Raw genomic sequence first — 19,134 nt, 5'->3', positions numbered from 1 at the left:
CTCATAAAAAAATAAAAAAATGGTTTTTTTTACAATTTTTTATTTTTTTATGCCTAAATTACGAATCACGTAAAGGTTCATTTACAAATCACTAACATACAATCCTAATGAATCTACAGGCATTTGTCTAATTATAAATGAGACTGGCTCGTTTTCTATACAAAAAACATACTGTATATAGTAGTCCATGAACCATATAGATTAACTTACTAAAAAGGAGGAAAACATATGAGTTATGGTGGAAGTTGCGCTGGTTTCGGCGGTGGATTTGCTTTGCTTATCGTACTATTCATCCTTCTAATCATCATCGGATGTAGCTGTTGGGGTGGCGGCGGATACGGATATTAATATATCCTATCCTTGACAAATGAACTAAAAACTATAGAAAAACAGCTCATATTTGAGCTGTTTTTTTCATACTTTCGTATGAATTTATATCCCTCTTATTTGCGATTTCAACTAACAAAATATCGTTTAATATGGAATAAGAAACATTTTTCACTGATATAAAAGATCGTTATACATACATATTACAAACAAAAATTATTTTAACATTAATTCTTGTCGGCATTTCATGGGGCATTATTGGAGGCGCTTATCAGCTACTCCTAACGATCTATACCGAGAGAATTTTCCACACTAACATTGGAATTTTATATACAGTTCAAGGCATTGGGCTTATGATTGGAAGCCTTCTCGTTAATCTTTATATGTCTCATAATAAAGAAAAAATGAAAAAAGTATTCGGTTGAGCCTAATTATTACAAGGAATTTTCTTTCTCGGATTCATTCTATCCGATCAACTTATTATCGGTATCGTTACTTTATTCTGTATGCGCATAGCAGGAGGAATCCTCGTTCCACTTGATACGACATTACTTCAAACTTACACACACGAAAATATGATGGGTAAAGTTTTTTCATTCCATTATTCCGTTTACGGATCTCTTATTCAGTTATCTATGTTTTTTACAGGAGGGCTGTTAGAAATTCTTTCTCCTCAAATAATTGGCAGTTTATTAGCTACATGCTGTATTTTTGTAAATTTTATATGGCTTTTCTTGTTTATCGCGGGGATCTCAGTGAATAATCTAATGATAATCAATAGATTTTAATCCCATTCATTATTTGTTTCCTAATAATAAAATTGCTTAAAAATGTCAGTCTAATTTTTTAGTTAATGATCCTTATATGGCAACACTATTTGAGAAAAAACTAGATATTTATGTTAAAATATAAATAAGTTTGTGAAAGTTTGCACTTAAATAAGAGACTTCAACTAGTTAAACTTGATTAAAGAGGAGGGCTGTTTTGGGTATCACATTCATTTTCATATGTATTATATTAGTGGCTTCTATTCTGCAAGCAAGTACAGGTTTTGGCTTTTCCATAATGGCAACCCCTTTCTTACTTATGTTATTTTTACCACAAGAAGCTATACAAATAAACATTATTTTATCTTTAATTATCTCCATTTCACTCATTTGGAAAATAAGAATGGACGTTGATTTTGTTCTACTGAAAAGGTTTATTTTGGGAAGTATAGTTGGTGTACCTTTTGGTATTTTAATCTTCATTTCCGTTAACATAAACACTTTTAAATTAGCAGTTAGCATCCTACTCTTACTATTAACATTGTTGCTAATATGCAAAATTAAGGTTAGATCAACACAATCTAGAGATTTCATAGTTGGTGGATTATCTGGTCTTTTAACGACAAGTATCGGTATGCCAGGTCCTCCCCTGTTACTTTATTTTACAGGAACTGATACTGAAAAAGAGAAGTTAAGAGCAACTACATTAGCTTTTTATCTGTTTATATATTTCATTAGTCTAGTAACTCAAATACTCTTTACTGGCACAAACAAAACCATTTGGGAATCAAGTTTTTATGCCATCCCAATTTTATTTTTAGGTTTGTTTATAGGTCAAATTATTTTCAAATGGCTTAATCAACGGATTTTTAAAATATTTACGTATATCCTTTTAAGTTGTACGGGTATGTATCTTCTTATTGAAAGTTTGCATTTATTATAGAAGTTGCTTTAGGTTATGCATTAAGAATTAGGTTTCGAATGAAATATCATGATATATTTTTAAACGTGATAATGTAAAAAGCGGCTATTATGCCGCTTTTTACATTATCAAATTGGTCGATATTAAACCAAATGACAGTAAATACATCGTTATAACAATCATCCACATATTGTTTTTCAATAGGGGTACTTAATGATTTATGAATAATGTACAAAATTAATTTTCCATATTGATCAATCACTTCTTTCAAAGCATCTTGATCATGTTTTTTCATAGCTATAATTAAATCCTCTTCAGAATTGAAAATCATAAGCATCTTCCTTCCTCAGTTCCCCTTTAGCAGCTGCTTTTACTTACTATTGGCATTTCATTCTCTTTTTCTATCACTTTTATAAAAAATTATTAATTTTTATTTCTATGTATATGATAACAAACAAAATACCTAAGTTCAGAAAGAATAAAGAACTTTCTGGCCTTAGGTATTTCTCCTTCCAAAAAAGGCAAACCCACATCACAGGTTTGCCTCTTTACTCACTTCTTATTTAAACCTTTTTCACTTAAAAACTCTTTCATATGCATTCTTTTTTCTTTGGACATAAATGAACTCATTGATTCCGTCCACGTTACGTTTTTTTGATTTGATGATCTTTCTTTGTAATACGCGCTCATCGTTTCATCATATTCATTTAGTAATTCATCATATTTCTGTTCATTATATCCATTTTCATGAAGAACTGCTGCTACTGGTAAACGTGGTTTAACTCCATGTTCTTCATCTGGTACACCGACTGTCATTCCGAATACAGGATATACTTTATCCGGTAAATGAAGCAATTCGCTCACTTCTCTCGGATTATTACGAATACCACCAATATAACAAATACCGTAGCCTAATGACTCTGCCGCTAGTGCTAAGTTTTGCGCAAAAAGTGATGCATCTACCGTCGCAACGATAAAGTCTTCTACTCCCTCATGCTTTATCTCTGTACCATGTTTTTCACATGCAATTTCAAGTCGTTTTAAATCTGCACAACAAATAAAAAATGCTGCACAGTCTTTCACATGGCGATTTCCGGATAGCTCTGCTAGTTTAGCTTTTAATTCCTGATCTGTTACATATATAACAGAATACGCCTGTACAAAATGTGATGAAGCTGCATGTTGTGCAGCGTGCACCATCTTTTCTACTACATCTTTCGGAATGGATTCTTCTTTATATTTACGAACTGAAACATGTTGCTCCATCTTATGTATCATCTCATTCATGAAAATCACTCCTTTTTTCTCTTCATAATGAAAAATTAACATACCTTTTTCAATATTCACAACTTATAAGCACAAAAAGAGCAATTCAAAATGAAGTGACCCCTAAAAGTTAGACACGGTTATTTGATTAGGCAGCTTGATAAAAGTGAGTCCGGTATTGTACCGGGCTCATTTTTAATTTTGCCTTAATCCGTTTCGTATTATAATAATCTATATATTTTTCTAATTCTATTTTAAAGTGCTCTACATTTTCAAATTCTTTTATGTAGAGGAACTCCGATTTCATAATCCCAAAGAAATTTTCTATTACTGCGTTGTCGTAACAGTTGCCTTTTCGAGACATACTCTGGACGATAGCTCTTGATTCTAGTGTACGGACGTATTGTCTCATTTGATAATGCCATCCTTGATCCGAATGCATCAGTAGCTGGTGCGTTTCAGGTAAACGTTCCAATGCTTTCTCTAACATGTCTGAAACAAGCGAATACGTCGGTCTAGAACCAATTGTATAGGTAATAATTTCACCATTATACAAATCTAATACAGGTGATACATACAGTTTTTCTCCAAACAATTTAAACTCTGTGATGTCTGTTACCCACTTTTGATTCGGTGCATCTGTATGAAAATTACGCTCTAAAATATTAGGTGCAATTCTACCGACTTTTCCTTTATAGGATTTATATTTCTTCATACGCACAACACACTTTAACCCAAGCTCTTTCATAATGCGCTGAACCTTCTTGTGGTTCACTTTCTGGCCACGATTCGTTAATTCATCACGAATGCGACGGTAACCATAACGACCTTCATTTTCCTCATAAATCGCTTTAATCTCAGCTTTCAAATCGGCATCTACATCTGGACGATTCATTTTCTTTACTAAATCATAATACGTGCTTCGAGGAATAGTAGCTAGCTCCACGAGTGCCTTCACCGAATATTTATGCCTTAATTCATAGACTACTTGCGCTTTGTCTTGTTTTGTGATTTTTCCTTGTTTTGAACTAAGGCATTTAACTTTTTTAAGTACTCATTTTCCATCTCAAGCTGTTTAATGCGTGCTTCAAGTGCTTCGACTGACCCTTCAGCTAAATGTTGTTTTAATTGTTTATTTGAATCTTTTTTCATGGATGGACGCCCCTTTTTCTTAGATTGAAGGGCATCAATTCCTTGTGTTTCGAGCTGTTTTTTCCAAACAGAAATCGTTGAAGGGGCAGGAATATTAAAGATAGCTGCCGTCTCAAATAAGGACATACCGTTTTCAATCATAAAGTTTAGTACGTCTAGTTTAAATTGTTGTGTGTAATTTGTACATCGTTTTAGAAAAGCTTCCAGACCATTCTGTTTATATTGGTTTACCCAATTCAAAATGATTGTGTCACTTATACCGAGCGATCTACCCATTTCTCGATAACTTTCATTTCCGTTCAAATAACGTAGAACGATTTGTATTTTTTCATCAGCTGTAAATTTAGCCATAGAAAAACTGCACCTCCAATTGTTAGACTGTGTCTAACAATTGGGGTGCAGTTCAAAAAGAATTGCTCTTTTTTAAAACGTTTATCAATACGGTAAATGAAATTATACTTATCTTATTACGCCGTTTTCAAAACTTTAATACCTCTGACGATATTCCAAATAAAGTAATAAATTCCTACAAGAATGAACACTGCATATGTGATAATCATTCCAATTCCAGCACCGTCAGATTGATCGAAACCTAAACCGTACATTCCTGATACTGCTAGTCCTCCAAATAAGATTGCGTATGGGAAAACATGTGACCAAAATGCTTTTTTCGCGTGATACTTCACTTCATCTTCTGCAACAAAGTACACGATAATTGGTAGTAAAAATGGTGCAAAAAATATACTAAAGTAACATAACGAAGATAAAATATTATTTCCTTTCATCCGATTCACCTCTAAATAGTTTTTGTTACCTTCATTATGTCAGGAAACCATTCCAGAAACTATCGCTTTACCTTTCACGAACGTGACATATTTGTAAGATTTTCTCTATATTCGATTCATAAACCAATATTGTGTAATTGCTAAATATTCTCGTACATTCGATGGAATGATGATTGGTTTCGGTGTTTTTGCCGGAAGACCTTCTAATTGTAAACCTTGTTTGGCCGCTATTTTTTTCGCTCTAAACATATGAAAATCGTTTGTTACGATCATACCTTTTTTCATATCGGCTGGTATTAACGGTTTTGAGAATGTAATGTTCTCATCTGTGCTCGTAGATTTGTCCTCCATTATAATACGGTCTTCTGCGATGTTTTGTTTTATTAATCCTTGTTTCATTGCTAATGCTTCTGAAATGTCTTCACCTTTTCCTTGTCCGCCAGATACAATAGCAATTGTTTTCTCATGTGATTTTAAATATTCAGCTGCTTTATCAATACGATATTGCAATGAATAAGATGGTTTCGTCCCATTTACTTTCGATCCTAGTACAATTATGTAGTCAGCATCGTAGGTTGCATTCATATGCCCATGCTTATAAATGTGATATTGTAAAAAACCCATATACACGGCGCAAATCATTATGACAACTAAAATGCACTTCATTATTTTCTTCTTTCTCATATTCATATACTCCTATTTTCTTTTACTTCCTTCATGATAATATCCATTTATTTGTTTGTATACAGACAGATTTCAATAAACCCTAATTTATCCTCTGAAAGGTAATATTTATATTACTTTCGGGAATAGTAAGTACAACTTTACACGAAGGAGTGTCTCTATTGCTTCTCTTTTTATGTAACGTGTCGTTCTTTTTTATCTTATTTTTACTATCGCTTAAGTTACTCGGTAAATCCGCGTTAGCACAACTAACTCCTCATGATTTTGGGGCTATAATTTTTTTATCTTATTTAGCTTTCCAGGCCATACCCGTCTCTGGTGCTTTACAAGCATTTCTCGGTATGGTTGTTATCACATGTTTACATTTACTCCTTACAAAATTAAGCCTATTTAACAAACTAAATCGCTTTATTCTCGGACACCCTATCATTTTAATTAAACATGGTGATATTATTTTTGAGAACTTACAAAAAAGTAGATACCCCATTGCAGAACTCCTTTCTAATCTTCGCGTTGCAGGTTATCCAAGTGTTCATGAAATTGAATACGCTATTTTAGAAGCGAACGGCGCTATTAGTATTTTACCAAAAAGAGAACTTGTACCATTAACTCCAAAAGATTTAAACATAGATGTTAAGTATGCTGGGTTACCAATTGCCCTTATCGTCGATTCACAAATTCAATATGATAACTTAAAGTTAATACATAAAAATGAAAAATGGTTATATAAAGAATTAAAAGAAAAAGGAATTACAAATATTAAAAACGTTGCCTTTGCTTCTGTTCAAGAAACGGATGGATCTTTTGCGATTAGTTTAAAGGAATAAAAAATCCCCTTAATTGCTTAAGGGGATTTTCTTCATCATATCGCTTCTTTCTCTCCTGCCATATTTAATGGAACAGGATGTTTTATACGATTCATCGTAAATACGATAATCGCTGTCATTACTTCCGCAACTGGCATAACGAGCCAAATTCCGTTTATCCCAAATAATTTTGGCATAATCCATAACAATGGAAGAATAAATAGTAATCCTCGGCTCATTATAATAAGTACTGATTTCTTCGTTTGTCGCACTGATTGGAAGTACTCTCCATACACAATGTTATAACCTAAAAATACGTATTGGATAAAGAATAAACTAATACCTGTTAAGGTTAACTCCAATAATTCTGGAGATTGAACATCAAATAAACCAATGATATATTTCCCGAAGAATAATCCGACAATTATCGCAACGCCTCCGAGGACAACTGCAATTTTCACAGCAAACTTCAATCCTTCACGCAATCTTTCTGATAAGTTTGCACCATAATGGAAACTAGCAATTGGTTGCAATGCAGCACCTACACCGAAGAATAGTAGTAATGTCATTGCATGAATACTATTCACCATCGCATAGGAAGCTACTCCTACTTCTCCTGCATATTGGACGAATGCGATATTAAAACCAATCGTTACGATTGCAACCGTACTTTCTGCTGTAAAACTTGGGAAACCAATCACCATAATTTGTTTGACAGTATCCCATTCAAAATGGAATTTCGTCCACTTTAAGATACTACTTTTTCTAAAGAAATGAGTTAATAATACAAGGAAACCAATCGCTGCCGAAAGAATAGTCGCTGAAGCAGCACCTGTTACGCCCCATCCAAAAATAAAAATAAAGATGTAGTCAAACACGATATTTAATACAGCCGTTACAACAAGACCTGCCATCGCTAAATTAGGATTTCCATCATTTCGAATAAATGTACTTAAAATATTTTCTAAAACGTATATCATTCCAAATGTTAATAATACGTGTAAATAGTCTAATGCATACGGTAAAATCACTTCATTTGCACCAAATAAGTATGCTAAATCTTCTATTCTCCATAAACAAATAGCTGCTAAAACACCTACGATAACAACTGCTACCGTCATTGATTGAGTAAAAATAGACCTTGCTCTCTCTCGTTTATTTTCACCTAATGCAATGGAATATAACGTTGCCCCGCCCATTCCAATCCATAATGAAATAGAGAAGAAAATCGAAAAGGCTGGAATAGCCACGTTCACTCCTGCTAAACCGTTCGCCCCAACTCCTCTACTAATCATAACCGCATCAATTACAATATTCACTGACATTAATACCATTCCGAGGACGGCTGGTATTAAATATGAAATAAATAAGCTTTTTATCGGTTTTTCTCTTAACTTTTCTGTTGCTTCCATACTCTAATATGCTCCTTTTTTTCAACTCTCTTTTCTTAGTTTAAACCTTCAAGTAACTTGAAGGTCAATAGAGAATTAAAAAATAAGTAACTTAATTATCGTGTTTGATCCTCATTTGTAATTATACGAGTCTTACAACTTATTGCTTTATTTTTTCATTATAGGAATTTGAATTTCTGTTACTTGCTCCTCAGGATCTTCTGTTACAGACCAATCAATCAATCCAATCTCAATCGAATCTCCATGTACTTCGTAACCTTCTTTATCAATGTATGTAAGTAACTCCTTGTACGTTGCATCTGTTTCTTCATATGGTCCATGATGATAAGAACAAGCATATAAACCTTCTTTAATTTCATCTGAAGTATGCACTTCATACGGCATATAATCCAAAAGAATAAATACACTGCTATATGCTTGAAACTCATTTTGCATTAATCCTTTTTTCGCAACAGTTACACCAATATCTCCAGAAAATAAACTATCATCCATTTGCCTCATATTTTTTTGCAACGAATGGATGTAGTACTCAAACATATCATCCGTCGTATTCGGGGCAACCGCAATTGCTGTAATTTTCCGCTGCGGGATCTCTTTAATTACCATTTGTTCAGCTTTTGCTTTTGTTGCTTCCTTAATTAAATGAATTCTATGCTCCATTTTCGCCAAAGCATACTCAATTTCTCTTTGTTTTTTCAACATCATTTCTTGTTGTTTTTCCAGTAAATTGAGTGCGTATGCTGGATTTCTTTCATCAATATATTTTTTAATTTCCTTTAATGGAATGTTTAATTGGCGTAAAAACTTAATCGTATCTAATAGTGAAAATTGATCGATTGTATAATAACGATAATTCGTTTGAGGATCAACAATGGACGGATGAAAAATTCCTTTTTCATCATAATACCTTAATGTAGATTCTGCGATATTATGCATTTTTGCCATTTCTCCAATTGTAAAACGTTTATTTAATAACATCTTTTATTTCCTTCCATTTCTATTTATTTCATTATATGTTCATTTTGTCTTCAAAACAAAAAAGAATTCCCATACGAGAATTCTTTTTTTACTATTAAACCTCTATTATTATAGGAAGAATCATCGGCTTTCGTTTTGTATTTGTATATATATACTTCCCTAACGCTTCTCTTACCTCCCTTTTCAAAATACCCCAGCTATTCACATTCTCTTTCTTTAAATTATTAATTGTAATAACAGCTAATTTATTTAATTCTCTTAAAAATTCTTCTGAATCACGAACATAGACAAATCCACGAGAAATAATATCAGGACCTGAAATTATTTCTCCATCCACTTTATTAAAAGTAATAACTATAACGAGCATTCCATCTTCTGAAAGTTGTTTACGATCACGTAATAATGCATTTCCAACATCTCCAATTCCTAATCCATCTACATATATATTTCCTGCCTGTATTCTTCTAGATTGAATTGCCACTTCATTACTTATATCTACAACATCTCCATTACGTACGATAAAGATATTTTCCTTTTCAATACCAATTGATTCTGCTAACAAACTATGGTGATGTAGCATTCTAAACTCTCCATGAATTGGAATAAAATATTTTGGCTTCATTAATGTAAGCATTAACTTCAACTCTTCTTGATATGCATGACCGGATACATGCACTCCAGTAGAACTACCTGATCCGTAAATCACCTTTGCTCCTAATGCAAATAAATTATCGATAATTCGAGAAACGTTACGTTCATTTCCTGGGATAGGGGTCGCGGCTATAATAACCGTATCTTCTGGTAAAATATCCACTTGTCTATAGTTTCCACTCGCTAAACGCGCTAAAGCTGCCATCGGTTCTCCTTGACTTCCTGTACAAAGTATCGCTACCTGCTTTGGATCTAAACGATTTACCTCACTCGCTTCAATTAACATGCCGTCTGGAATATGTAAATATCCTTTCTCTAGAGCAACTTCTACTACATTTACCATACTTCTCCCGAGCAAAGCCAATTTTCGATTTGTTTTTATACATGCTTCAACTATTTGCTGAACACGATTCACATTAGAAGCAAACGTAGAAATAATTACTTTTCTATTTGCTTTCATAAATATTTCCTCTATCCGTTCTCCTACTGACCTTTCTGATGGAGTAAAACCTGGGCGTTCTGCATTTGTGCTTTCAGATAATAAAGCTAGTACACCTTCACTTCCTATTTTAGCCATTTTATGAATATCAGGATGTTGATTATTTACTGGTGTTAAATCAAATTTAAAATCACCTGTATGTACTACAGTACCTTCTGGTGTATGAAAAACAATACCGAGACAATCCGGAATACTGTGGTTCGTTTTAAAAAAGGTTGCCTTAATAGAACCACAATCAATTTCTGATTCTGAATGAATAACGATTAATTCCGTATCATTTTGAAGATTGTGTTCCTTTAATTTAATTTCAATTAAACCTAACGTTAACTTTGTTGCATAGATTGGTACATTTAGTTGTTTTAAAAAATATGGTATTCCGCCAATATGGTCCTCATGCCCGTGCGTTACTACTAAACCGCGAATTTTTTCTTTATTTTCTTGTAAATATGTGACGTCTGGAATTATTAAATCAATCCCTAATAAACTTTCATCTGGAAATTTAGACCCACAATCAATGACGACAATATCATTTTCATATTGGATAGCATACATATTTTTTCCTATTTCATTTACTCCACCTAAAGCAACAATAGACAAGTTATTTTTTAATGAATTCAAATGATAAAACCTCCTTTTCACATTTATAATTCGTGAAATAGCATTTAGGCTTTATTATTTGTAATGAAAAAGGACTTCATACTATTTTATACATATAAAATTCACACGCTACTCTTACACCTATATCTCAATAAGACAGCTTCTTCCCCAAAAAGCTCCCATTTTTTCATTGATTTTTTATAAAATCTATTATATATTAATTACAGGTTCAAATTACGAGTTCAAAAGAACTTGTAATCAGACCCTTTTGTTTAATGAGTTTTACATATTTTCATTAGGCAAATTCCGAGAAATCGTATGATAAAATTAAAAATGACGAGGAGAGGATCAGATGGAATTCGAATTTTTCTTTCAAATTGCACTTATTTTATTAAGTACAAAGCTTGCTGGTGATCTTAGTGTTAGATTAGGTCAACCTTCTGTGCTAGGTAAATTAATTGTCGGTATCGTTATCGGCCCAGCTATATTAGGTTGGATTGAAAATTCAGAGCTTCTAACTCAATTAAGTAATGTCGGTGTTATTCTTTTAATGTTTATGGCAGGACTTGAAACAGACTTAGATGAATTAAACGCAAATCGCAATTCTTCTTTAGCAGTTGCACTCGGGGGTATCATTCTTCCATTCATAGGTGGTTACGTTTCCGGTCTTGTTATGGGAATGGAACAAGGAAACGCTGTATTCTTAGGGTTACTTCTGTGCGCGACAAGTGTTAGTATTTCCGTTCAAACACTTCGTGATTTAGGTAAAATGAAAACACGTGAAAGTACGACGATGCTTGGAGCCGCTGTATTTGATGATATTCTTGTTGTTATTTTATTAGCATTCGCAATGAGCTTCTTAGGCACAGATGATGTTAACTTAACAATGATTATCTTGAAGAAAGTAGTATTCTTCGCTTCTATTATTTTAATCGGATGGAAAGGTGTACCAGTGATTATGCGCTGGTTATCACCACTACGCGTATCTGAGTCTATCGTGAGCGCAGCTCTTATCATCTGTTTCTCATTCGCATATTTCGGCGAATTATTAGGAATTGCTGGTATTATCGGTGCTTTCGCTGCTGGTATTGCAATTTCTCAAACAAACTACAAACATGAAGTAGAAAAGAAAGTAGAACCAATTGCTTACGCTATGTTCGTTCCAGTATTCTTCGTTAGTATCGGTATGAATATTACATTTGACGGTATTGGCAATCAAATTTGGTTCATCCTAGCATTAACAGTAATCGCTGTATTAACAAAACTAATTGGTTGTGGTGTTGGTGCACGCATGACTGGATTTGATGCAAAGTCTTCTGCAATTATCGGTTCTGGTATGGTTTCTCGTGGTGAAGTTGCACTTATCATCGCAGGAACAGGACTCTCTTCAGGTCTATTAGCACAAGATTACTTTACAGCAATCGTTATTGTCGTTATTTTAACTACAATGATTACACCACCAATGTTAAAATACACTTTTGGTGCTAAAGATAAAGCAATGAATGAAAGCAAGTAAATAAGTTTACTATAATAAAAGGAGATTGCTATCTTATAAAATAGCAATCTCCTTTTTGTTTTACCCTTAAACAATCTCGTTCTTTTTTAACCATTTTTCAAAAATAATTCGTGCTTCTTCATCATCGATATCATTACTAAATGAATACACCTTAATGCCATAATCATCTATATATTCGCCTAGTTTCATTTCCTCCACTTTCTTATAAAAACCGTCTACCTCATAGTGCGGAAGATAAGCATCCCAAACTGGTTCATTTATTCTTTTGTACGCCGTCACTTCTAAATCATATCCATCTTCATAATATCCGATGTGATAATGTTTGTTCGGATCATATTTCTCCATTAAAAGTCCCCTCCTACTAAACAAAAGCGAGCCTTATATTACAGCTCGCTCCTCTCTCTATTTATTAAATACGTTCCATCGCCGTCTTCAACGTTCCAACAACAAAGGCAATTTCTTCACTTGAAATAATAAGCGGCGGTGCTAATGTTAAGACGTTATTATATCCTGCTGTTGTCATACCGTTGCGTCCTATAATTAAGCCCTTTTCTTTACAAGCATTTACGACACTTGCAATTTTGTCGTTATCAATTGGCTCTTTCGTCTCTTTATCATTTACTAGTTCGATTCCAACTAATAGACCTTTTCCTCTAATATTCCCAACAAGCGGATGTTCTCCAATTTCATCTTTTAGTTGCTCTAATAAAAGGGAACCCATTTGCGCAGATCGCTCGATTAAATTTTCATTTTCCATAATCTCTAAGTTTTTAAGTGCTAATGCACAAGCTGCTGGATTTCCACCAAATGTATTAATATGTCGGAAGAATTCATACTCTCCCTTCCCTTTAAATGCTTCATATATTTCTTTTTTCACAGCTGTTGCAGATAATGGTAAATATGCGCTCGTAATGCCTTTTGCCATCGTAATAATATCTGGCTTCACATCATAATTCATAAATCCAAATGCTTTTCCTGTACGACCGAAGCCGCAAATCACTTCATCACTAATAAGCAAGGCACCGTGTTTTTGACACGTCTCATGAACAGCTTTCATATAGTCTTGTGGTGGCATTAAAATGCCCCCACCTGTAATAATTGGTTCCATAATAAAAGCGGCAATTGTTTCACTTAATTCCCACGTCATAACACGATCGACTTCTTTCACACATTCTACATCATAAATATGCTGCCCTTCAATCCCAGGCATACGGTAACAATCCGGTGGTGTTACGTGTAAAAAGCCTGAAGCAAACGGCTCATATTGATATCTACGCTGCGCTTGTCCCGTCGCTGCCATTGTCGCCATTGTATTCCCGTGATACCCACGATAACGTGACATAAATTTATAACGATGTGGTTCACCTTTTTGCGCATAGTATTGCCTTGCTATTTTAAAAGCTGTTTCGTTCGCTTCTGAACCACTATTTGAGAAGAAAATAACATACTCTCCCCCAAGCCACTCATTTAACTTTTCAGCAAGCTTTATAGCTGGTTCATGAGATTGTGACATCGGAAAGTATGATAATGTTTGTAATTGCTTATAAGCCGCTTCTGCGAGCTCCTTTCTTCCATATCCACTATTCACACACCAAAGACCACTCATACCATCTAAATATCTTTTTCCTTGTATATCTTCAACCCAGCACCCTTCAGCTTTTGCCCCTACCATTGTACTATTTGGACTAAAGGGACGCATTCCGTGCCAAACATATTGCTCATCTTTTGCTAATAATTCATCAGTTTGCTTCGTTTTCATCATTACTTCCACCTTCCATAACAACTTATTTTTCACAAAAGCTGCGCTGGTGCCATGATGACTTAAATTTCTCCCTGCTATTTTCATTCCACAAAATTAAGACAAATCCTACTTACAAATCAGTAATATTTACAAGAAAATGACAAAAGAAAAAAGAGCTTTTCTTATCTATCGAAAAGCTCCTCTTTTATTTAATGTGAAGACGCATCACTAATACCGTGACCAGTATTAGATTTCACAAGAATTTCATCAAATTTCGCTGCATCTTCTTTCTTACTAGATAAAACAGTTCCTAAATATGCTGCAAGAAATCCGAGCGGAATTGAAATAATTCCTGGTGTCGTATATGGGAATATCGCTTCCCCAACAAAAATAGCTTTTCCAGCTACAGGGTTCCAAACATTCGGACTCAACGCTACGAGAACAATTGCTGATACGAGCCCTACAATCATACCGGAAATAGCACCCGTTGTATTAAAACGCTTCCAATATATTGTAAATAAAATCACTGGTAGATTTGCACTCGCTGCAACTGCAAATGCTAATGATACTAAAAATGCTACGTTTAATGTTTGGGCAAATAATGCAAGTATGATAGATAGTATCGCTACGCCAATAGATGCATACCGAGCCATAGATACTTGCTCTTTTTCTGTTGATTTCCCTTTGCGAATGATCTCATTATAAAAATCATGAGCGAATGCTGATGCTGCCGTTAATACGAGACCTGCCACTACAGCCAAAATTGTTGCAAAAGCAATTGCTGATACGAAAGCAAATAAGAAATCTCCACCTAACGCTTTTGCTAATAAAGGTGCCGCCATATTACCAGCTGGGTTCGCTTTAATAATCGCTTCATTTCCTACAAAAGCCGCCGCACCAAATCCTAAGAAAATCGTCATAATATAAAATGCACCAATTAACCACGTCGCATATACGACAGATTGACGTGCAGTTTTTGCATCACGTACTGTAAAAAAGCGGACAAGTATATGTGGTAATCCAGCTGTACCAAGTACTAGTCCTAAATTTAAAGAAAGTGTATCAAGACCATCCTTATACTTTACACCTGGATTTAAAAATGAATCTTTTAATGGTGTAGCTGTTTTCATTTGAGCGAACATTTCAGTCACGCTGAAGTTGAATTTTGCGAAAACGATAACAGAAATAATAAACGTACCAGCCATAAGTAATACAGCCTTTACAATTTGTACCCAGCTCGTTGCTGTCATACCACCAAAAATAACATACACCGTCATAAGTGTTCCAACGATTAATACAGATGTCGTATATTCAATTCCTAATAATAATTTAATAAGTGCACCCGCGCCAACTAATTGTGCAATCATATAAAAGATAGAAATCGTCATCGTATTAAGAGCTGCGACTCCGCGAACTTTTTTCGCATCAAAGCGTGCTGCAATCATATCCGCCAAAGTGTACTTTCCTAAATTTCTAAGCGGTTCTGCAACAAGATATAGTACAACTAAATAAGCAACTAAAAAACCGATACTATAAAAGAATCCATCAAACCCAGTTAATGCGATTGCTCCGGCTATACCAAGAAATGAAGCAGCAGACATATAATCTCCAGCAATGGCCAGACCATTTTGCCAACCAGTTAATCCCCCTCCAGCCGTATAAAATTCACTCGCATTTTTCGTTTTTTTCGATGCAAAATAGGTTATGACAAGCGTACCAAGAACAATAATTAAAAATAGTGCAAACGCAGTAGTATTCAAGTTCAGCCCCTCCCTTTTTGCATATCTTGCAGAATTTTTCGGGAGATTTCATCAAATGATTCTGCTTTTTTGCTATAAATCATACATAGTGCCCATGTCATGATAAATTGGGAAAAAGCAAATACCCACGCCCATGTAACGTCACCAAATGCAGGTGTATTGAGCACCTTTGAATACGATGTTAAAATAGGTAATGCGATAAAAAAACTAAAAAAGAAAATACTCATTGGAATGATAAACTTCTTTTTCGTATTTAATAACAATTGAAATTCTTCCGACTGAACGACCTCTGTATAATTCACCTCATTTTGCAACTTACGTGCTGACGTATCATCTCGTTTCATTAACCGATCCCCTCTCTTACTTGAAATGCAATTCCCCCTTGCATACCTAAAGACTAAATTTTATAAATATTCAGAAACTTATACTTATTGTAGACAATCCGTGCATTCATGCAAAGATTTTTTGATAGACATTTTTCGGCAATTTCCCCTAAATTTTTAATATACTTTTTCAACATAAAGTGACACCTTACTTATTTTTTCCTCATTAAGACAAAAGCAGTGCTTAACGCACTACTTTTGTCTTTTTTTCCTTTTCTAAATTACGAGCTGTTTCGCTTAACTCAACCTCTTTTCCGTCTTTAAGTGTTCCAAATATAAAATCGAATACTGGATTTGAAACACCGAACCAAAACTTTTCGTTTTTATAATGGTGTAATATATGTTGTTTTTTTAGCCATCTTCCAAACTTAGTGACGGGACGAATCGGTCTATGGGCAATATAATGTTTCCATTCGTAAACGAGCAGCATAATAATCATTCCGATTCCAAATGAAAGTGTAATAGTAAGACTTTTTGTAATACCATATGCTATAAGTAAATATATAGTAAAACTAGGTATACTAAACCATACAGGTAAAAACAAAAGTTTTAAATCATCTGGATATACGTGGTGATCATAATGTAATCTTCTTAACATTTTTAATAGAAATGTGTTTTTAGGTGGCTTTATATGGAATAAAAAACGATGTGTCATATATTCATTCAGTGTATAGAAAACAATTCCAAACATACATGCTAACATGCCAAACCACGTTAAAAATTGCATTTTTAAAATAATAATGAAAATAAATAGAATGCTATACATAATGACGATATCATATTGTAAAAAGAACTCTTTCCCCACTTTCTTCATCTTGTTTCCCCCTTTTCCAAAAAAACAGCCGCAACATATCGTTACGACTATTTCTTTTCTATTCTTATTCTATTCACTTTACAAATTTGCCTGCTGTTCTATTGTCGAGAAAAAATTGTTTGGTCCAAATATATTTTGCTTTGGAATAATATGTTCCACTGCAAACACTGTTACTTCTCCTCTTTGCACTTCTCCAATAATGAGACCAAATATTTGATGATTTACTGCAAACGTCGGTTGCTTTGTTTGTAGCAATCTTGCAGCATTATGAAATACTGCTTCATATAGTGGATTTCTATCAGTAATTTCTTTTCGGATTTTTGGCGCTAACGTAATTATAATTTCTTTTCCGTCAATAGTGGTTCGATACATAAAAATCTCCCCTTCAATCTTATGTGAACAACTGTAAAGCTTTGTATGCAAAATGTATAGAGTAACCTACTAAAATAATACCTGCTCCGGCTGTTATGTAGCCAAGCGCTTTTGGTTTTAATAAAGTTCTTCCAAAATGTACAGAAAAAGCAATATTTAAATTCCATAAAATAATACCTGCAATAATGCAAAGACTGTACAAAAAAGCTTCTTGTTTCGTTACCTTCGTAAGTAATGAGCTAAGTGTACTTCCGTATATACCAAACCAAAAAACAAGATTTAATGGATTGGATATCGCAATTAAAAATCCTGCCATAAACGATTGCTTAAGACCACCTACCTCTTCTTTTTTATATTCCATGTTTGAGTGGGAAATTCCTTGTTTTACACTTTGAAATCCTAAATAAAATAACAAGAAAAAACCCGTGCAATACATGAAGGCTTGTACATATGTATACATAAACACAGAAGATAAACCGAAATAAATGAGAAGCATAAATAAAACATCTGCAGTCATTCCACCAATTCCAACAACCCAAGCATGCCAAAACCCACGTTCAATTCCTCGTTTTAACATTTCAATATTAATCGGCCCTACTGGCGCAGCTAATGAAATACCTAATACGATTTGCTGAATAATTGCTCCAATCATCGCTCTATCCTTTCTACTCTCTTTACTACTAGTTAATGATGTAATTTGAAAAAATAGACTAGCTTTCATAATAAAATACCCTTTTTTATCCAAAATATACAAAAGAGCCATCTAGGTGATGGCTCTTACTTTTCTATCCTATGAAGAAAAGGACATTTCCCTTTTATTGGTTCTACATCGTCTCCTATAAAATATTGTTTCCATTCACGATGCTCTGGGTCACCATAATGACTAATGTTAGGATGTTTCGGCAATTGATCCCACTTTTCAACTCGCTCACGGACCATTTGTCTTGAATATGCTCCTTTAGGACGATCCCCCTCTAATCCATCAAAAATAGTGCGTGGCTGAAACCCAATAACGAGAGAATTCCCTAAATGTCTAGTTTTTCGCTGTTTATAAGCTGGCGCGTTTCCAAATGCGAATATTGGCTCACCACAAAATGAAAATTCCCATAAATAATGGTCTGGATCTTCAGGAATTTGCTTTGGCCATGCTTGATTATCGTTTTCATGTAAATACTGTAACACTTTCCAAAAGGAATCACGGTAATATTCGAGTGATCGTTCTTCACATTCCGGTTCTACAAAAAGGAAAAAGCCCCTTCTTACAATCGGCCTCTCTTTCATTAACTCTAAAAAAGATAACATTGTATGCGGCAAATGACTCCAATCATTATGAGAAAGAAATGAATAACGAAGTTCATTCTTTTTCAAAGCTGTTAAACCGAAATAACATGGAAAAGTTGGTTCTAACACGACACTTGAAAAAATCTCAAATTCTTTTGCAACCCAATCCGGTATGTCGGTTCTCGTTCTCATTCCTTCATTATCTAATAAGTACGACCTATTCATTCTTTCACCTCGTTATGTATAGCATTCAATTAAGAATATTACATACTCGGCCTGTCCTATACCTATTTAAAAATTTGATTGGAAAATTATTTAAAAATATAAAAAATAAAACCGCTTACTTGACTAAATTCTCCCAATTCGTGTATATTTAAATTAATCATTTAGCAGAATATTCAAGAATATAGCATTTTTAGTT

General features: G+C 34.0%; 20 protein-coding genes and 1 pseudogene. 5 read left to right on the top strand and 16 right to left on the bottom strand.

Annotation, left to right across the window (positions count from 1 at the left end):
- The first annotated feature begins 228 nt into the window (after positions 1 to 228).
- The 3 genes and pseudogenes from NZ044_RS08385 to NZ044_RS08375 all read left to right on the top strand — a co-directional run bounded on the left by NZ044_RS08385 (position 229) and on the right by NZ044_RS08375 (position 2,037).
- Positions 229 to 348, top strand: a complete 120-nt coding sequence (locus tag NZ044_RS08385) for a YjcZ family sporulation protein (protein WP_000120179.1) — start codon at positions 229 to 231, stop codon at positions 346 to 348.
- A gap of 140 nt (positions 349 to 488) precedes the next feature.
- Positions 489 to 1,115: pseudogene (locus NZ044_RS08380) on the top strand (MFS transporter); the annotation flags it as partial.
- A gap of 196 nt (positions 1,116 to 1,311) precedes the next feature.
- Complete coding sequence (locus NZ044_RS08375; protein ID WP_000513086.1) at positions 1,312 to 2,037, top strand: sulfite exporter TauE/SafE family protein; 726 nt, start codon at positions 1,312 to 1,314, stop codon at positions 2,035 to 2,037.
- A 46-nt stretch (positions 2,038 to 2,083) separates the two neighbouring features.
- Here the strand turns inward: NZ044_RS08375 and NZ044_RS08370 are convergent, their stop codons facing one another.
- The 5 genes from NZ044_RS08370 to NZ044_RS08350 all read right to left on the bottom strand — a co-directional run bounded on the left by NZ044_RS08370 (position 2,084) and on the right by NZ044_RS08350 (position 5,903).
- Positions 2,084 to 2,347: a hypothetical protein gene (locus NZ044_RS08370; protein ID WP_015945739.1), complete on the bottom strand. Its 264-nt coding sequence runs from the start codon at positions 2,345 to 2,347 to the stop codon at positions 2,084 to 2,086.
- 221 nt (positions 2,348 to 2,568) lie between these two features.
- A complete protein-coding gene (nfsA, locus tag NZ044_RS08365; RefSeq protein WP_001004528.1) occupies positions 2,569 to 3,303 on the bottom strand; it encodes an oxygen-insensitive NADPH nitroreductase in 735 nt (244 codons plus the stop codon).
- Positions 3,304 to 3,430: 127 nt separating this feature from the next.
- Positions 3,431 to 4,785, bottom strand: a protein-coding gene (locus NZ044_RS08360) for an IS3 family transposase (RefSeq protein ID WP_085959122.1) whose coding sequence is annotated in 2 segments (ribosomal slippage) — positions 3,431 to 4,332 and positions 4,332 to 4,785 — 1,356 coding nt in all. Because the reading frame shifts where the segments join, the coding sequence is not laid out codon by codon here.
- A 116-nt stretch (positions 4,786 to 4,901) separates the two neighbouring features.
- Entirely contained in the window at positions 4,902 to 5,219 is a 318-nt protein-coding gene (locus NZ044_RS08355) for a DUF4870 domain-containing protein (RefSeq protein WP_000678054.1), read from the bottom strand.
- 105 nt (positions 5,220 to 5,324) lie between these two features.
- On the bottom strand, positions 5,325 to 5,903 hold the full coding sequence (locus tag NZ044_RS08350) for a YdcF family protein (RefSeq protein ID WP_001227671.1): 579 nt from the start codon (positions 5,901 to 5,903) through the stop codon (positions 5,325 to 5,327).
- Between the two features lie 161 nt (positions 5,904 to 6,064).
- Here NZ044_RS08350 and NZ044_RS08345 point away from each other — a divergent pair, with 161 nt between their 5' ends.
- A complete protein-coding gene (locus tag NZ044_RS08345; RefSeq protein ID WP_000923923.1) occupies positions 6,065 to 6,730 on the top strand; it encodes a DUF421 domain-containing protein in 666 nt (221 codons plus the stop codon).
- 35 nt (positions 6,731 to 6,765) lie between these two features.
- On the opposite strand, the gene NZ044_RS08340 is transcribed toward NZ044_RS08345, so the two are convergent.
- The 3 genes from NZ044_RS08340 to NZ044_RS08330 all read right to left on the bottom strand — a co-directional run bounded on the left by NZ044_RS08340 (position 6,766) and on the right by NZ044_RS08330 (position 10,867).
- Positions 6,766 to 8,121, bottom strand: a complete 1,356-nt coding sequence (locus NZ044_RS08340; protein ID WP_000388401.1) for an MATE family efflux transporter — start codon at positions 8,119 to 8,121, stop codon at positions 6,766 to 6,768.
- Positions 8,122 to 8,268: 147 nt separating this feature from the next.
- Positions 8,269 to 9,099, bottom strand: coding sequence for a MerR family transcriptional regulator (locus NZ044_RS08335; protein WP_000925914.1), 831 nt, complete (start codon positions 9,097 to 9,099; stop codon positions 8,269 to 8,271).
- A gap of 94 nt (positions 9,100 to 9,193) precedes the next feature.
- Positions 9,194 to 10,867 carry a ribonuclease J gene (locus NZ044_RS08330; protein WP_001086700.1) on the bottom strand — a complete coding sequence of 558 codons (1,674 nt, stop codon included), beginning with the start codon at positions 10,865 to 10,867 and terminating at the stop codon, positions 9,194 to 9,196.
- A gap of 331 nt (positions 10,868 to 11,198) precedes the next feature.
- On the opposite strand from NZ044_RS08330, the gene NZ044_RS08325 reads away from it, so the two are divergent.
- On the top strand, positions 11,199 to 12,362 hold the full coding sequence (locus tag NZ044_RS08325) for a cation:proton antiporter (RefSeq protein WP_340949666.1): 1,164 nt from the start codon (positions 11,199 to 11,201) through the stop codon (positions 12,360 to 12,362).
- 66 nt (positions 12,363 to 12,428) lie between these two features.
- On the opposite strand, the gene NZ044_RS08320 is transcribed toward NZ044_RS08325, so the two are convergent.
- The 8 genes from NZ044_RS08320 to NZ044_RS08285 all read right to left on the bottom strand — a co-directional run bounded on the left by NZ044_RS08320 (position 12,429) and on the right by NZ044_RS08285 (position 18,938).
- Positions 12,429 to 12,707 (bottom strand): DUF3986 family protein, encoded by a 279-nt coding sequence (locus tag NZ044_RS08320; protein WP_000417071.1) that lies wholly within the window; start codon positions 12,705 to 12,707, stop codon positions 12,429 to 12,431.
- Positions 12,708 to 12,771: 64 nt separating this feature from the next.
- A complete protein-coding gene (locus NZ044_RS08315; protein ID WP_000850964.1) occupies positions 12,772 to 14,121 on the bottom strand; it encodes an aspartate aminotransferase family protein in 1,350 nt (449 codons plus the stop codon).
- 191 nt (positions 14,122 to 14,312) lie between these two features.
- Positions 14,313 to 15,863, bottom strand: a complete 1,551-nt coding sequence (locus NZ044_RS08310) for a solute symporter family protein (RefSeq protein WP_001098235.1) — start codon at positions 15,861 to 15,863, stop codon at positions 14,313 to 14,315.
- Between the two features lie 2 nt (positions 15,864 to 15,865).
- Positions 15,866 to 16,207 (bottom strand): DUF485 domain-containing protein, encoded by a 342-nt coding sequence (locus tag NZ044_RS08305; protein WP_000817366.1) that lies wholly within the window; start codon positions 16,205 to 16,207, stop codon positions 15,866 to 15,868.
- Positions 16,208 to 16,430: 223 nt separating this feature from the next.
- The gene (locus NZ044_RS08300; protein WP_000755405.1) at positions 16,431 to 17,060 is read right to left on the bottom strand and encodes a sterol desaturase family protein; all 630 of its coding nucleotides are present in this window, start codon (positions 17,058 to 17,060) and stop codon (positions 16,431 to 16,433) included.
- A gap of 78 nt (positions 17,061 to 17,138) precedes the next feature.
- A complete protein-coding gene (locus tag NZ044_RS08295) occupies positions 17,139 to 17,432 on the bottom strand; it encodes a hypothetical protein (RefSeq protein ID WP_000286367.1) in 294 nt (97 codons plus the stop codon).
- 19 nt (positions 17,433 to 17,451) lie between these two features.
- Positions 17,452 to 18,195 (bottom strand): LysE family transporter, encoded by a 744-nt coding sequence (locus tag NZ044_RS08290; RefSeq protein WP_001196842.1) that lies wholly within the window; start codon positions 18,193 to 18,195, stop codon positions 17,452 to 17,454.
- A gap of 14 nt (positions 18,196 to 18,209) precedes the next feature.
- On the bottom strand, positions 18,210 to 18,938 hold the full coding sequence (locus NZ044_RS08285; RefSeq protein ID WP_001082150.1) for a YqcI/YcgG family protein: 729 nt from the start codon (positions 18,936 to 18,938) through the stop codon (positions 18,210 to 18,212).
- Positions 18,939 to 19,134 lie beyond the last annotated feature (196 nt).

The organism is Bacillus sp. FSL K6-1338 (genome assembly GCF_038006965.1).
Classification (GTDB): Bacteria; Bacillota; Bacilli; order Bacillales; family Bacillaceae_G; genus Bacillus_A; species Bacillus_A thuringiensis_S.
This window is presented reverse-complemented; position numbering and strand designations above follow the sequence as displayed.